This window comes from Actinobacillus indolicus (assembly GCF_004519515.1).
GTDB lineage: Bacteria > Pseudomonadota > Gammaproteobacteria > Enterobacterales > Pasteurellaceae > Glaesserella > Glaesserella indolica_A.
This window is the reverse complement of sequence record NZ_CP038145.1, coordinates 2074169-2088689: the sequence shown is the minus strand read 5'-3', so window position 1 is coordinate 2088689 and position 14521 is coordinate 2074169. Positions and strand designations below refer to the sequence as shown.

The window sequence follows — 14521 nt, the reverse complement described above, 5'->3', positions numbered from 1 at the left end:
TGCTATACTACAAACATGAAGATAACTCGTTGTAAATTAAGTAAAAAAGTTCAAATAAAACTGCTTGAATTTTTTGTTGCACAAGTTACTGCTAGAACAGCAAGTGATTTGCTTGGCATTCAGCACAATTCAGCAGCTTTATTTTACCGCAAAATCAGACTTGTGATAGAATATAATCTCAACCTTGAAGCTCACACTTTGTTTGATGGCGAAGTAGAGCTTGATGAAAGCTACTTCGGTGGCATTCGCAAAGGCAAGCGAGGTCGTGGAGCTGGTGGCAAAACAGCTGTATTTGGTCTTTTGAAGCGTAATGGCAAGGTTTATACTGTTGTTGTAAAAGATACCAAGCAAAGTACCTTAATGCCTATCATCTCAAGCAAAATCAAGCCAGATAGCATCGTTTACACAGATGGTTACAGAAGCTATAATGCTCTTGATGTGAGTGAGTTTAAACACTTTCGCATCAATCATTCCAAAGAGTTTGTCAAAGATCACAACCACATCAATGGCATTGAAAATTTCTGGTCTCAAGCCAAACGAGTACTTAGAAAATACAATGGCATTGACAAGAAAAACTTCCATCTTTTTATCAAAGAATGTGAGTTTAGATTTAACTACAGCACACCATCTAATCAGCTTAAAATATTGAGAAAATGGTGTGGGATTTAGACCTTATCTACTACAGCCCCATTTTTTAATTCTTTTCCTGCCATAGACTGATGCTTTTTTCGTAATGCTCTCATCACAATAGCTACCATATGAAAGTGGCACATTTGTGTCGGTGTATTCAATAAATCTTTCAATAAACCCCGTCTACCGTCACGGGTAATTGATTGAATTCTATAGCCTTTCATACGAAGTGAATTGAATGCTATCCTGTAATAAACATCTTTTTCCGTTTTGATGACACGATGGTAAACCTCTTTTTTAGAAAGCGAATCTATCAAGACTAAAATACCAAATTCACGACCAAAGAAGGTGGTATCCGCAATAATATTCAAATAACGTGATAGTGGTGGATTTAATGCTGTTTTAGGGGCTTTTTCGAGATATCTTTGAATTGTTCTAATTGAACAATGATATTTTTCGGCAAGTTGTTTATAGGTTTGTTTTCCTATTGAATAATCATTCCAAATATTTATTGGATTTAATTTCTTTTTAAGGGTAAATGTTTTATTACAGGCATTACATTTATAGCGTTGAATATTATTTCTTATACCATGTTTGCAAATGTCGCTACTGTGGCAAAAATGACATTTTTTTGGTTCATAATTCAAAAAAGTGGCTTAAAGCCCGTAATATAAGGCTTTAAGCCACTTTTTAGCAACCATTTTGTCTACTATGCCAAAATAAAGGCTCTCGATATCATTAACATCGAGAGCCTTGTTATTTGCAAAAAATTTATCGGATCTGACCGCTTGTATTAATGGCGGAAGTGACGCATTCCCGTTAATACCATCGCCATTCCGTGTTCGTTGGCGGCGTCGATCACTTCTTGATCTCGCATTGAACCGCCTGGGTGGATAACGCAAGTAATGCCAACTTTTGCCGCTGCATCAATGCCGTCACGGAATGGGAAGAAGGCATCAGATGCCATGACACAGCCTGCCACTTGTAAGCCTTCGTCTTCCGCTTTGATCCCTGCGATTTTCGCTGAATATACTCGGCTCATTTGTCCTGCACCGATACCAATCGTCTGTTTGTTTTTCGCATAGACAATCGCATTGGATTTAACGTATTTCGCTACTTTCCAGCAGAAGAGTAAATCGTCTAATTCTTCTTGGGTTGGTTTGCGTTCAGACACAAATTGTAAATCTTCAACAGACACTTTTCCTTGATCGGCATCTTGGACTAATAAACCACCATTGACACGTTTAAAGTCTAAACGTGGTTGTGCTTCGCTAAATTCGCCACACTCTAATACACGAACGTTTTTCTTTTTCGCTAAGGCTTCTTTGGCAGCTTCAGAGATAGTTGGGGCGATGATCACTTCGACAAATTGACGATCTGCGATAGTTTGTGCCGTTTCGCCGTCTAATTCACGGTTAAAGGCGATAATGCCACCAAAGGCAGAAGTCGGGTCGGTTTGGTAAGCTCGGTTATAGGCTTCTAAAATATCTTTGCCAAGAGCAACACCGCAAGGGTTAGCGTGTTTAACGATCACACAAGCCGGTTCATTAAATTCTTTAACACATTCAAGGGCTGCATCAGTGTCGGCAATGTTGTTGTAAGAAAGGGCTTTGCCTTGCAGTTGAACTGCAGTTGCCACAGACGCTTCTTTGAGTTCGTTTTCAACATAGAATGCGGCGTTTTGGTGGCTGTTTTCACCGTAACGCATTGTCTGTTTACGGGTGAAATTTAAGTTTAATGTGCGAGGGAACTGTCCGCAGACTTGGGTAATATCTTCTTCCTCAGCACCTTGATATGGCGGTACTTTTTGTCCGAAGTAGTTGGCAATCATTGAGTCGTATTGAGCGGTGTGTTCAAAGGCTTTGATTGCAAGGTTGAAACGGGTTTCTAAGGTGAGTGAGTTTTGGTTTTGATCCATTTCAGCAAGAATAGCGTTAAAGTCGTTGTTATTGACGACAATCGCAACATCTTTATGGTTTTTCGCCGCAGAACGCACCATTGTAGGTCCGCCAATGTCGATATTTTCTACTGCATCTTCAAGGGTGCAGTTTGGTTTAGCAACGGTTGCAGCAAATGGGTAGAGATTAACTACAACCATATCAATACGTTCAATGCCGTGTTGTGCCATCACTTCATCGTCTGTGCCTCGGCGACCTAAGATCCCACCATGAACTTTCGGATGTAAGGTTTTAACACGTCCGTCCATCATTTCTGGGAAGCCTGTGTAATCCGATACTTCTGTCACGGGTAAACCGCTGTCTGCAAGTAATTTTGCTGTTCCGCCGGTTGAGAGTAGTTTTACACCACGTTGAACTAAGCCTTGAGCAAATTCGACAATGCCTGTTTTGTCAGACACACTTAATAATGCTTGTTGGATTGGACGATGAGCCATTGATTTTTCCTTTATAAGAATGAAATAAAAAACGAAATAATTATAACGCAACCGTTTGCGTAAATCTATTATTTACAAAACCTTAAATTTAAAGTTTTGCGAAAATCTAAATTTATCAGTAAAATGAACGAACGTTCAGTAACTTTTAAACAGGACATTCATGTTTAAACAAAATGTGCCACAAAATGAAGTGGCACTTCGTATTTTAAAAGCGGCTGATGTGCTGATGGCAAGGGAAGGTGTGCAAAACCTTTCAACCCATAAAATTGCAAAAGAAGCGGGGGTTTCTGTGGGGACTATCTATCTCTATTTTAAGGATAAAGACCACTTACTAAACCAACTTGTTTTGTATTTATTTGACGCTTTTCAAACCGCAATTGATCAAGAATATCATGCTGATTTACCGCTGTTTGAACAGTATCAAAAACTATGGCATGCCAGCTGGCAATTTATGTTGGATAATCCCAATATTGTCAAAAATATGCATCAGTATGAATCGCTACTGCAATTCCAAACTACGATGAAAAATTGTATGTCAGTTGAAGAATTGCCATGGAATACGTTCATTAAGCGAGGTCAATCGCAAAAAATTATTGCTAGCCTACCGCCTTTCGTTCTTTATGCTATCAGTATGAGAACAGCTTGGGAACTAATGTACCAGCAAATGATGTTAGAACAGTCTTATTCAAGCGAAATGATTGATGAAGTCATTCTTCGCACTTGGAAAGCCATTACAATTTAATTTTATTTTTACGGAGAAACTATGACAACCGAAACGAATAAACCTGGTAAAGGGAGAAAGTTTTTAATTGTGCTGACATTGTTGATCGTCCTGATTGCCTTTGGTGGTGTGGTCGGCATGCAGCAGTTTATTGCAGGTAAAAAAGCGGAAGCCGCTGCCAATATGCCTGAAACCGTCAGCCAAATCACCGCAATGACGGTTAAAGGTCAAGAATGGACCCCTGTTATTACTGCTGTGGGTTCGATTCGTCCAAATCAAGGGGCGATGATTAGTGCACAAGCAGCTGGAACAGTGACTAAAGTGTTAGTCAAATCAGGCGATAAAGTGAAAAAAGGTCAGCTATTAGTTGAAATTGATAGCAGTGCGGAACGCGCCAGTTTAAAAGCAACCGAAGCGCAATTACCTGCTGCACAAGCAAACTATAACCGCTACCGTAACCTTGTTGCATCAAACAGTGCTTCAAAAGCAGAATTAGACAATGCACACTCGACTTATAATCAACTGTTAGCAACGATTGAGGCAACGAAAGCACAAATTGAACGCCGTCAAATTTATGCGCCGTTTGATGGTGAAGCGGGTATCGTGAATGTCAATGTAGGGCAATATGTGACTGTGGGAACAGAAATTGTTCGTGTTGAAGATCAAAGCGTTATGAAAATTCGCTTTACCTTACCACAAACTAACCTAGAAGATATTTTTGTTGGTCAAAAAGTCACAGCAACTATTGATGCACTTCCTGCTCGTACTTTCCCTGCCAAGATTACTGCAATTGATCCTGCAGTAGATACCGCAACAGGTTTGATTAATATCGAAGCTATCGTTACAGAAGGACAAGATAAACTACTTTCAGGTATGTTTGCTCGTCTGAATGTTGCATTACCAACCCTACAAGATCAAATTGTTGTGCCACAAATTGCTGTTACTTATACCATGTATGGTGAAACCGTTTATGTGCTTCAACCATTATCTGATGAAGACAAAGCTAAAGTCACAAAAATGGCTGCAATGAATAAGAGCTTAGATGTCAATAAAATCTACCGTGCAAAACAGATGGAAGTCACGACGGCTGAACGCAGCGGTGTCTATTCTCACCTAAGCAAAGGATTAAAAGCGGGTGATATGATTGTCACAGGTGGATTACAACGCTTAAAAAATAACGCTTTAATTCAAATTTCTGATGTACAACCTGTTGGGGTTATTGCACCAGCGACAAAAACAAAACTGTAATGGGGTAAGCTGTGAAATTTACCGACATTTTTATTAAACGCCCCGTACTTGCTATCTGTATTAGCCTTTTGATTACGATCTTAGGCTTACAGTCTATTAGCAAGCTACAAGTACGTGAATATCCTGAAATGACGATCTCCATTGTGACTGTCAGCGTTAACTACGCGGGTGCAGATGCAAGCTTAATGCAGGCACTTGTTACATCACAAATTGAAGAAGCCGTTGCACAGGCAGACAATATCGACTATATGACTTCATCTAGCTCACCAAGTACCACAACGGTGACAGCAAAAATGAAGTTAAATACCAATCCGCAAGAAGCATTATCGGATATTTCATCTAAAGTAAATGCGATCCGTGGTAATTTACCAAGTGGTATTGATGACCCTGCAATCAGCGTATCATCAGGTTCAAACGATGCATTTATGTATATTCGTTTTATGTCTGATGAGTTGTCATCACCACAAGTAACGGATTACCTAAACCGTGTAGTAAAACCACAATTCTTTACGGTGAATGGTGTATCTAGCGTAAATATTTTTGGTGGCTCAACCTTTGGTTTACGCATTTGGTTAGATCCAGACAAAATGGCTGGACATAACTTATCTGGTGCAAGCGTATTATCGGCATTAAGTGCTAATAACCTATCTACTGCGGCAGGTAGCGCTAACGGTTATTACACAGTGTATAAAAACAAAGTGTTATCAACCACACCTTCGGTAGAAGAGTTGGAAAATATCACCGTTTCAACCACCAGCGCTGGCTTACAAATCAAATTAAAAGATATTGCTACGGTAGAATTGAATAAATCGTCAGATACCGCTCGAGCAACTGCAAACGGTAAAGATGCCGTGGTAATGGCCGTTGAATCTGCGGCAACCGCAAACAAATTAACCGTTGCAAAAAATATCTACCCGTTATTTGCACAAATTGAGAAGAATCTACCCGCTTCTATCAAAGCTGAGATTCTCTATGACAGTACCATTGCAATCAATAGTTCAATTAATGAAGTAATCAAAACCATCGGTGAAGCAACACTTATCGTACTTGTGGTGATTATCCTATTCTTAGGCTCACTCCGTGCGATGATTATCCCTGTTATCACCATTCCTATCTCTTTAATCGGCGTATTGTTCTTATTACAGATGTTAGATTTCTCGATCAACTTGCTTACCCTACTCGGTTTGATCTTAGCGATCGGCTTGGTGGTTGATGATGCGATTGTGGTTTTAGAGAACGTTGAACGCCATGTAAAAGAAGGGAAAAATCCGTTTGATGCGGCAATTATTGGTACACGAGAAATTGCACTCCCAGTTATTTCAATGACAATCACCCTCGCTGCCGTTTATTCTCCAATGGCATTAATGGACGGTATCACAGGCTCATTATTTAAAGAGTTTGCCTTAACACTTGCGGGTGCAGTATTCATCTCAGGTGTCGCCGCATTGACGCTTTCGCCAATGATGTCTAGCCGCGTGCTTAAAGAGCATAAAGAAGGGGAAGAAGGTCGTTTAGTGAAATGTATCCACGGTATGTTAGATAAAATGACAAGCTGCTACCAAAATATGTTAGCAGGGGTTATGGCAGTTCGTGGATTTATGCTGTTCTTTGCGATTGCTATTTTTGCGAGCTTACCATTCTTGTTTACTTCATTGTCTAGTGAGGTTGCACCTTCTGAAGACCGTGGTGTTGTGGTTGCTTTTGGATCTGGTCCTGCAAATACTAACTTGGATTATACGCAGGAAGTGATGAAACCTTTTAATGAGAAAGTGGTTAAATTGCCTGAAGTTCACGGTGCAATGTCGATTGCAGGCTTTAACGGTGGCAACAGTTCATTGTCGATTATCTCTTTAAAAGATTGGTCTGAACGTAGCAAATCGCAGTTTGAAGTGAAAGACATTGTTGCAGGTATGGCAGAACAAGTGGTTGGTATGGATATTAACGCCGTTGCTTTCCCTGAAATTCAGACAGGTGAAAGTGGGCTGCCGTTCTCACTGGTTATTACGACTGCAGATAGCTATGAAAAACTTGCAGAAGTCGCTAGTGAAATTTTAGCCAAAGCACAAGCGTCAGGGCAATTTTTCTTCGCTAACTTAGACCTTGAATTTAACACGGCAACGATGAAGATGAAGTTTGACCGTGAGAAAATGGGGACTTATGGCGTGACCATGCAACAAGTCAGCGGTACATTAGGCGCATTCTTATCAGGTGCAACCATTACACGTGTTGATATTGACTCTCGAGCTTACCCGATTGTCTCGCAAGCCGCTCGTAGTGATCGCCTAAATCCAGAAGATTTGATGAACTACTTTGTGACGACATCAAGTGGCGAATCCATTCCGCTTGGTTCTTTCGTAACAATGGAACTCACCACTGAGCCAGCATCATTAAGCCGTATGAATCAGCTTAATGCAGCAACCATCGGCGGTGTTGTGTCAGGTTCAATCGGCGATGCCGTAAAATGGACACAAGCCGAATTAGATCGTACGTTACCAGCAGGTTATCAATACGACTTTAAAGCAGAATCTCGCCAATATATTCAAGAAGGTAATGCTTTAATGTTCACCTTTGCCTTGGCGGTAGTAATTATCTACATCGTACTTGCGATTCAGTTTGAATCATGGCGCGATCCGTTGGTGATCTTAGTTTCTGTTCCGCTAGCAATCAGTGGGGCATTATTGGTGATGAATGTCCTTGGTATCATGAAAGTCTCTGGTGCAACGTTAAATATTTACTCGCAAGTAGGCTTAATTACCTTAGTTGGTTTAATTACCAAACACGGTATCTTGATGTGTGAAGTAGCGAAAGAAGAACAACTTCTACACGGTAAATCACGCAATGAAGCGATTTTTCATGCAGCAACCATTCGTTTACGTCCAATCATGATGACAACGGCTGCGATGATTGCAGGTCTTATCCCACTACTCTACGCTTCGGGCGCTGGTGCAGTGGCGCGTTTCAGTATTGGTATGGTTATTGTTGCGGGACTTGGTATCGGAACCCTCTTTACCTTGTTCGTACTTCCTGTCATTTATACTTTCTTAGGTAGTGAACATAAACCATTGAAAGAATTTGACGAAAGCAAATATGCGTTAGAAAGTAAGGCACACGAATAATCTGACTACCACTCCAAGCGGATAGATTGGTAAAAAATTTTGCAAATCTACCCGCTTGTTTATGACTAAGAAAGGATAACTTCACGGTTATCCTTTCTTTTTTGGTAAAAAATTCGGTAAAATATACCGATTTTTATTTATTCAAATGAAGGATTTCCTATGACTCAACTAAGCGTTGTCATTTTAGCGGCGGGTAAAGGTACTCGTATGTACTCGGATTTACCAAAAGTGTTACACCCTATTGCAGGTAAACCTATGGTGAAACACGTTATTGATACAGCAAAACAGCTCTCTGCTAAGCAAATTCATTTAATTTATGGTCACGGCGGTGATTTATTACAACAACGTTTATCATCTGAACCTGTGAACTGGGTTTTACAAGCTGAACAATTAGGAACTGGGCATGCTATGCAACAAGCAGCGCCTTTTTTTGCAGACGATGAAAATATTTTAATGCTATATGGCGATGCGCCATTAATTACTCCAGCAACCTTAGAAAAACTAATTGTTGCCAAACCAGAAAATGGCATTGCATTATTAACTGTTGTTTTAGATAACCCGACAGGCTATGGACGTATTATTCGTGAAAATGGTTCTGTGGTGGCGATTGTTGAGCAAAAAGATGCTAACCCTGAACAACTTAAGATCCAAGAGATCAATACAGGTGTTATGGTTGCAAGTGGCACAAGTTTCAAAAAATGGTTATCACAATTAGACAATAACAATGCGCAAGGCGAGTATTACATTACCGATGTAATTGCAATGGCAAACCGTGATGGCTATAAAGTGGAAGCGGTACAAGCAAGCGATTTAATGGAAGTGGAAGGGGCAAATAATCGCTTACAGCTTGCTGCACTAGAGCGTTATTATCAAAAAACACAAGCAGAAAAATTGTTACTTGCAGGAGTAACATTGATTGACCCTGCTCGTTTTGATTTACGTGGTACTGTCACTCATGGTAAAGATGTAGTGATTGATGTGAACGTAATTTTAGAAGGCGACATCAAACTTGGTAACAACGTTAAAATTGGCGCAGGAGCTATCCTGAAAAATGTCGTACTGGGCGACAATGTTGAAATTAAGCCTTACTCTGTACTTGAAGATAGCGTTATTGGTGAAAGTGCGGATGTCGGCCCATTTGCTCGTTTACGCCCAGGCACAGAACTTGCGGCTAAAGCACACGTGGGTAACTTCGTTGAAATCAAAAAATCAACCATTGGCGTAGGCTCGAAAGTAGGTCACTTAACCTATATCGGCGACAGCGAAATCGGTACTAATGTGAATATCGGTGCAGGCACTATTACTTGTAACTATGATGGGGCAAATAAATTCAAAACCATCATTGGCGATAATGTGTTTGTCGGTTCAGATACCCAACTCGTTGCGCCTGTAACGGTAGCTAATGGTGCAACGATTGGCGCTGGTTCAACCATTACAAAAGATGTGGCAGCCGATGAACTTGTTATTACCCGTGTACCACAACGCCATATTCAAGGCTGGCAACGTCCAACAAAGAAAAAATAATCTACATAAGTAATGAGATTTGCAAAATTTCAGCAAAATCTCACCGCTTGTATTGAAAAATATCGTAGGGTGGGCAGGATGCCCCCCCACATAATATCGAAAAAAAGCTAGCCTTCTCTGCTAATTTCCTGTAAAATCCGCCCGTTTTTTGTGCTTAGAAATTTAAGTAACAAAAAACATTTATTTTTTATTTACACTAAATCACACACATATCGCAAACTAAACATCGGGGTGCTGTTTTATTCTATTAAGAAAAACGGTCGATGGCTTAGGGTATGTGGAGGCAAAACCCTTCTGCAACAGCAGAAACAACAAAAAGGAAACTATTCTTATGGCACAAGTATCTATGCGCGATATGCTTAACGCAGGCGTTCACTTCGGTCACCAAACTCGTTACTGGAACCCACAAATGAAACCTTTCATCTTCGGTGCTCGTAACGGTGTTCACATCATCAACTTAGAGAAAACATTACCATTATTCAACGATGCATTAGCTGAATTAACTCGCATTGCAAGCAACAACGGTAAAATTCTTTTCGTTGGTACAAAACGTGCAGCATCTGACGCAGTTAAAGCAGCAGCAGTAGAAAGCCAACAATTCTATGTAAACCACCGTTGGTTAGGTGGTATGTTGACTAACTGGAAAACAGTTCGTCAATCAATCAAACGCTTAAAAGATTTAGAAGCGCAAACTCAAGACGGTACTTTCGATAAAATCACGAAAAAAGAAGCATTAATGCGTACTCGTGAATTAGAGAAATTAGAGTTAAGCTTAGGCGGTATCAAAGATATGGCTGGTCTTCCTGATGCAATTTTCGTTATCGGTGCAGACTACGAACATATCGCAATCAAAGAAGCAAACAACTTAGGTATTCCAGTATTTGCTATCGTTGATACTAACGCAAGCCCAGCTGGCGTAAACTACGTTATCCCAGGTAACGATGACGCAGCACGAGCGATCCAACTTTACTTAGATGCAGCAGTTGCAGCAATCAAAGAAGGTCGTGGTCAAGAAGCTACTGCTGAATTCGTTGCAGAAGAAGCAGCTGAGTAATTGTCTTTAAGGCAAGCCCTTAAAACACATTCAACATTGTGAAGCAGGGGCACTAAAACCCCTGCTTTTCTTATATATCTACACAAAAGAGGAATAAAAAATGGCTGAAATTACAGCAGCACTCGTAAAAGAGCTACGTGAGCGTACTGGCGCAGGTATGATGGAATGTAAAAAAGCGTTAGTAGAAGCAAATGGTGATATCGAATTAGCAATCGACAATATGCGTAAATCTGGCCAAGCGAAAGCAGCTAAAAAAGCAGGTCGTGTAGCAGCTGAAGGTGTTATCCTTGCTCGTATCGGTGCAGGTTTCGGTGTATTAGTTGAAATGAACTGCGAAACTGACTTCGTAGCAAAAGACTCTGGCTTCGTTGGTTTAGCGAACGAAGTTGCAGACTATGCACTTGCAAACAAAGGTACATCAATTGAAGCATTACAAGCACAATTCGAAGAAAAACGTGCTGCATTAGTTGCTAAAATTGGTGAGAACATGAACATCCGTCGTGTTCAATACTTAGAAGGTCAAGTAATTGCACAATACTTACACGGTGCCAAAATCGGTGTATTAGTTGCTGGTCAAGGTTCTGAAGATGAACTTAAGAAAGTGGCAATGCACGTTGCTGCATCTAAACCAGATTTCGTAAACCCAGAAGACGTTTCTGCAGAAGTGGTTGCAAAAGAGCGTGAAATCCAAATCGAAATCGCAATGAACTCTGGTAAACCAAAAGAAATCGCAGAGAAAATGGTTGAAGGTCGTATGGCGAAATTCACAGGCGAAGTTTCATTAACTGGCCAACCATTCGTTATGGATCCATCACAATCTGTGGGTGCATACTTAAAATCAGTAAATACCTCTGTATCAGGCTTCGTTCGTTTAGAAGTAGGTGAAGGTATTGAGAAAGTAGAAGAAGATTTCGCGGCAGAAGTAGCGAAAATCACTGGCGGTAACGCATAATTTCTACTGAAAGAATGTAAAAACAAGCGGGCAGATTTGCCCGCTTTTTTACATTTATGGATTTACTTTTGCTTATGTGGCAATTTTTGCCAAGTCACTTCATTACGTAAATAAACTGGCTCAATATCAAGTGCTGATTGTGTACTTCCCTGTGCTATCGCTTGTATAGCGAAAGGCAACATATATTGTGCTGACGGTAAAGTAATTTCACTGATGTGAAGCCCTAAGTTTGCTTGCTCAAATTGTGGATAGGCATTCCAGCCTGTACCAACCACCACAATATCTTCATCAAGCTTAATCTGTGCAATTGCTTTTTCTGGAGAACAGACTTGCTCTGCCACAATTTCTTTCCAGCTCTGCTCATCTCGTTCAAATTGTGCAAAATAAACTTCATTCATTCTTGCATCAATTAAAGCGACAACCTTTGTTGCGTTTTGTTGCTGATATGCGGCTTCTGCCATTGCCAATAAGTTAGAAACAGGGACAACTGGCAATTCAGCTCCTAATGCTAATCCTTGAGCAATACCGACACCCACACGAACGCCTGTAAAACTCCCCGGTCCTCGACCAAAGGCAAGTACATCGACCTGTTGGACCGAAATACCCGCTTGTGTTAATAACTCATCAACCATAGGCAAAATACGTTGAGTATGTGTTCTTGGGCTTAATTCTTCTAAAAAAGTGGTATTGCCCTGATGAAATAAAGCCACTGAGCAAGCCTCAGTGGCTGTATCTAATACTAAAACAGTTTTATTCATAGTCTAAAAATAAATGTGGATAATATTGCTATTATCCACTATTTTACCTTAATTATCCATTCACCTTACGGCGTTGTTCTACGGCTTCTGCTAATTGGAATAGCACTTTTTCACTGTCTTCCCAACCAATACAAGCATCGGTAATACTTTGTCCATAAGTGAGTTCTTTGCCTTCCACTAAATCTTGACGACCTTCTACTAAGTGGCTTTCAATCATCACCCCTGAAATAAAGTTTGAACCACTTGCAATTTGCTCTGCCACAGAATCACAAACATCTAATTGGCGTTTAAATTGTTTTTGGCTGTTTGCATGGCTGAAATCCACCATTACATGCGGACGTCGACCTGATTTCTCGATATCCGCACACACTTTAGTCACCGATTCTGCATCGTAGTTTGTGCCATTATCGCCACCACGTAAAATAATATGGCAGTCTGGGTTACCCGCAGTAGAAACAATCGCTGAATGACCAAATTTTGTCACCGATAAGAAGTGGTGTGGCGCTTCTGCCGCACCAATCGCATCTAATGCAATTTTAACACCGCCATTCGTTGCGTTTTTAAAACCAACCGCACAAGATAAACCTGATGCTAACTCACGGTGTACTTGAGATTCTGTTGTTCTTGCCCCAATCGCTCCCCAGCTCATAAAATCTGCAACATATTGTGGGGTAATCATATCTAAAAACTCACCTGCAGCAGGCACGGTTAAATCGTTAATGTCTGAAAGCACTTTACGTGCAATGCGCAAACCATCGTTTAAGGCGAAAGTTTCATTCAAATAAGGATCATTAATTAACCCTTTCCAACCCACAGTTGTACGAGGTTTTTCAAAGTAAACACGCATTACCACTTCTAAATTTTGATTAATTTTAGGATTTGCACGCATCTCTTTAATTTTTTTCGCATATTCTAATGCAGCCACAGGATCGTGGATTGAACAAGGACCAATCACCACTAACAAGCGGTCATCTGCACCATGTAAAATACGGTGAATTGCACTACGTGATTTTGCCACCGTTTCTGCAGCAACATCGCTTGCAGGGAAACGCTCTAATAGCGCCACAGGAGGAAGAAGCTCTTCAATTTTATTAATACGCACGTCGTCATTTTTATACATGATGTTGTGTTCGTTACTACTCATTTTTATAGGTCCTTTTTGTTTTTCCGAAAAATTTATTGCTAAATTAAAAGAATGTTACTCAGTTGTCAAATTATTTGCACTACTTTAATAGTATAAAAGTACAAACCAATCATTTACATACTAATTAAAAGTGTTACACACATTTGGATTACCCGTTTGTAACCCTTTTCTAAACCACGCTAAACGTTGTGCAGAAGATCCGTGTGTAAAACTATCTGGGATTACTCTGCCTTGGCTTTGCTGTTGTAAACGATCATCCCCCACGGCTTCCGCTGCTAAAAAAGCTTCTTCTACATCGCCAGCATCTAATTTACCTTCTTTTTGAATTTGGTATCCCCAAACACCTGCAAAGCAGTCTGCCTGTAATTCGACATTTACCGAAATTTGATTGGCTTCTTTTTGGCTACGAGCATTACGTTGCGCTAGTTGTGTTTGTCTGCTAATACCCAGTTTATTTTGAACGTGGTGTCCCACTTCATGTGCAATCACATAAGCAAACGCAAAATCGCCAGCAGCTCTTAATTTGGTTTTCATATCATCATAGAAAGAAAGATCTAAATAGATTTTTTCATCTGCTGGACAATAAAAAGGTCCCATTACTGATTGTCCTGTTCCGCAAGCCGTTGATGTTGCACCACGATAAAGCACCAAAGTTGGCTCGCGATAAGTCATTCCATTTTGACGAAAATATTCTCCCCAAACACGTTCCGTCGTATAAAGCACTTTACGAGAAAGGGTGTTAAGTTCTGCTTCTTCTTGGCTTGATACCGTAGTAGATTGCGTCTGTGAATAGTTTTGATCATCACCAAGACTAATAATACCTGAGAGATCTACTCCGTAATACGCCCCAACAAGTAAGATGATAAACCCTAAAATACCGCCCTTCCCTCGTCCAACAGAAACTCGACGACCTGAACCAAACCCCGATTGTCCACGGCGATCTTCTACATTGCGACTTTCTCTCTCATTTTCTAAACGCATA

General features: G+C 40.5%; 12 protein-coding genes. 7 read left to right on the top strand and 5 right to left on the bottom strand.

Going from position 1 to position 14521, the window contains the following annotated elements; all coding sequences use genetic code 11:
* The first annotated feature begins 15 nt into the window (after positions 1–15).
* Positions 16–669: an IS1595 family transposase gene (locus EXH44_RS10260; protein ID WP_162856388.1), complete on the top strand. Its 654-nt coding sequence runs from the start codon at positions 16–18 to the stop codon at positions 667–669.
* On the opposite strand, the gene EXH44_RS10255 is transcribed toward EXH44_RS10260, so the two are convergent.
* Both EXH44_RS10255 and purH read right to left on the bottom strand, forming a co-directional pair.
* Entirely contained in the window at positions 666–1277 is a 612-nt protein-coding gene (locus EXH44_RS10255; RefSeq protein WP_244238727.1) for an IS256 family transposase, variant Zn-binding type, read from the bottom strand. The two genes, EXH44_RS10260 and EXH44_RS10255, sit on opposite strands and share 4 nt — an antisense overlap.
* A 146-nt stretch (positions 1278–1423) precedes the next feature.
* On the bottom strand, positions 1424–3022 hold the full coding sequence (gene purH / locus EXH44_RS10250) for a bifunctional phosphoribosylaminoimidazolecarboxamide formyltransferase/IMP cyclohydrolase (protein ID WP_162857395.1): 1599 nt from the start codon (positions 3020–3022) through the stop codon (positions 1424–1426).
* Positions 3023–3182: 160 nt separating this feature from the next.
* Here purH and EXH44_RS10245 point away from each other — a divergent pair, with 160 nt between their 5' ends.
* The 6 genes from EXH44_RS10245 to tsf all read left to right on the top strand — a co-directional run bounded on the left by EXH44_RS10245 (position 3183) and on the right by tsf (position 11637).
* Positions 3183–3764, top strand: coding sequence for a TetR/AcrR family transcriptional regulator (locus EXH44_RS10245; protein ID WP_162857394.1), 582 nt, complete (start codon positions 3183–3185; stop codon positions 3762–3764).
* 21 nt (positions 3765–3785) lie between these two features.
* Complete coding sequence (locus tag EXH44_RS10240; protein WP_162857393.1) at positions 3786–4991, top strand: efflux RND transporter periplasmic adaptor subunit; 1206 nt, start codon at positions 3786–3788, stop codon at positions 4989–4991.
* An 11-nt stretch (positions 4992–5002) separates the two neighbouring features.
* Positions 5003–8107, top strand: coding sequence for an efflux RND transporter permease subunit (locus tag EXH44_RS10235; RefSeq protein WP_162857392.1), 3105 nt, complete (start codon positions 5003–5005; stop codon positions 8105–8107).
* 159 nt (positions 8108–8266) lie between these two features.
* Positions 8267–9631, top strand: coding sequence for a bifunctional UDP-N-acetylglucosamine diphosphorylase/glucosamine-1-phosphate N-acetyltransferase GlmU (gene glmU / locus EXH44_RS10230; RefSeq protein WP_162857391.1), 1365 nt, complete (start codon positions 8267–8269; stop codon positions 9629–9631).
* A gap of 331 nt (positions 9632–9962) precedes the next feature.
* Positions 9963–10685, top strand: coding sequence for a 30S ribosomal protein S2 (gene rpsB, locus EXH44_RS10225; RefSeq protein WP_135673184.1), 723 nt, complete (start codon positions 9963–9965; stop codon positions 10683–10685).
* Positions 10686–10785: 100 nt separating this feature from the next.
* Positions 10786–11637 (top strand): translation elongation factor Ts, encoded by an 852-nt coding sequence (gene tsf / locus EXH44_RS10220; RefSeq protein WP_135673182.1) that lies wholly within the window; start codon positions 10786–10788, stop codon positions 11635–11637.
* 62 nt (positions 11638–11699) lie between these two features.
* On the opposite strand, the gene tsaB is transcribed toward tsf, so the two are convergent.
* From tsaB to ypfJ, 3 genes are all read right to left on the bottom strand, one after another.
* Complete coding sequence (gene tsaB, locus EXH44_RS10215) at positions 11700–12395, bottom strand: tRNA (adenosine(37)-N6)-threonylcarbamoyltransferase complex dimerization subunit type 1 TsaB (RefSeq protein ID WP_162857390.1); 696 nt, start codon at positions 12393–12395, stop codon at positions 11700–11702.
* A 52-nt stretch (positions 12396–12447) separates the two neighbouring features.
* Entirely contained in the window at positions 12448–13518 is a 1071-nt protein-coding gene (gene aroG / locus EXH44_RS10210; protein ID WP_162857578.1) for a 3-deoxy-7-phosphoheptulonate synthase AroG, read from the bottom strand.
* A 141-nt stretch (positions 13519–13659) separates the two neighbouring features.
* Positions 13660–14520 carry a KPN_02809 family neutral zinc metallopeptidase gene (gene ypfJ, locus EXH44_RS10205; protein WP_162857389.1) on the bottom strand — a complete coding sequence of 287 codons (861 nt, stop codon included), beginning with the start codon at positions 14518–14520 and terminating at the stop codon, positions 13660–13662.
* Position 14521 lies beyond the last annotated feature (1 nt).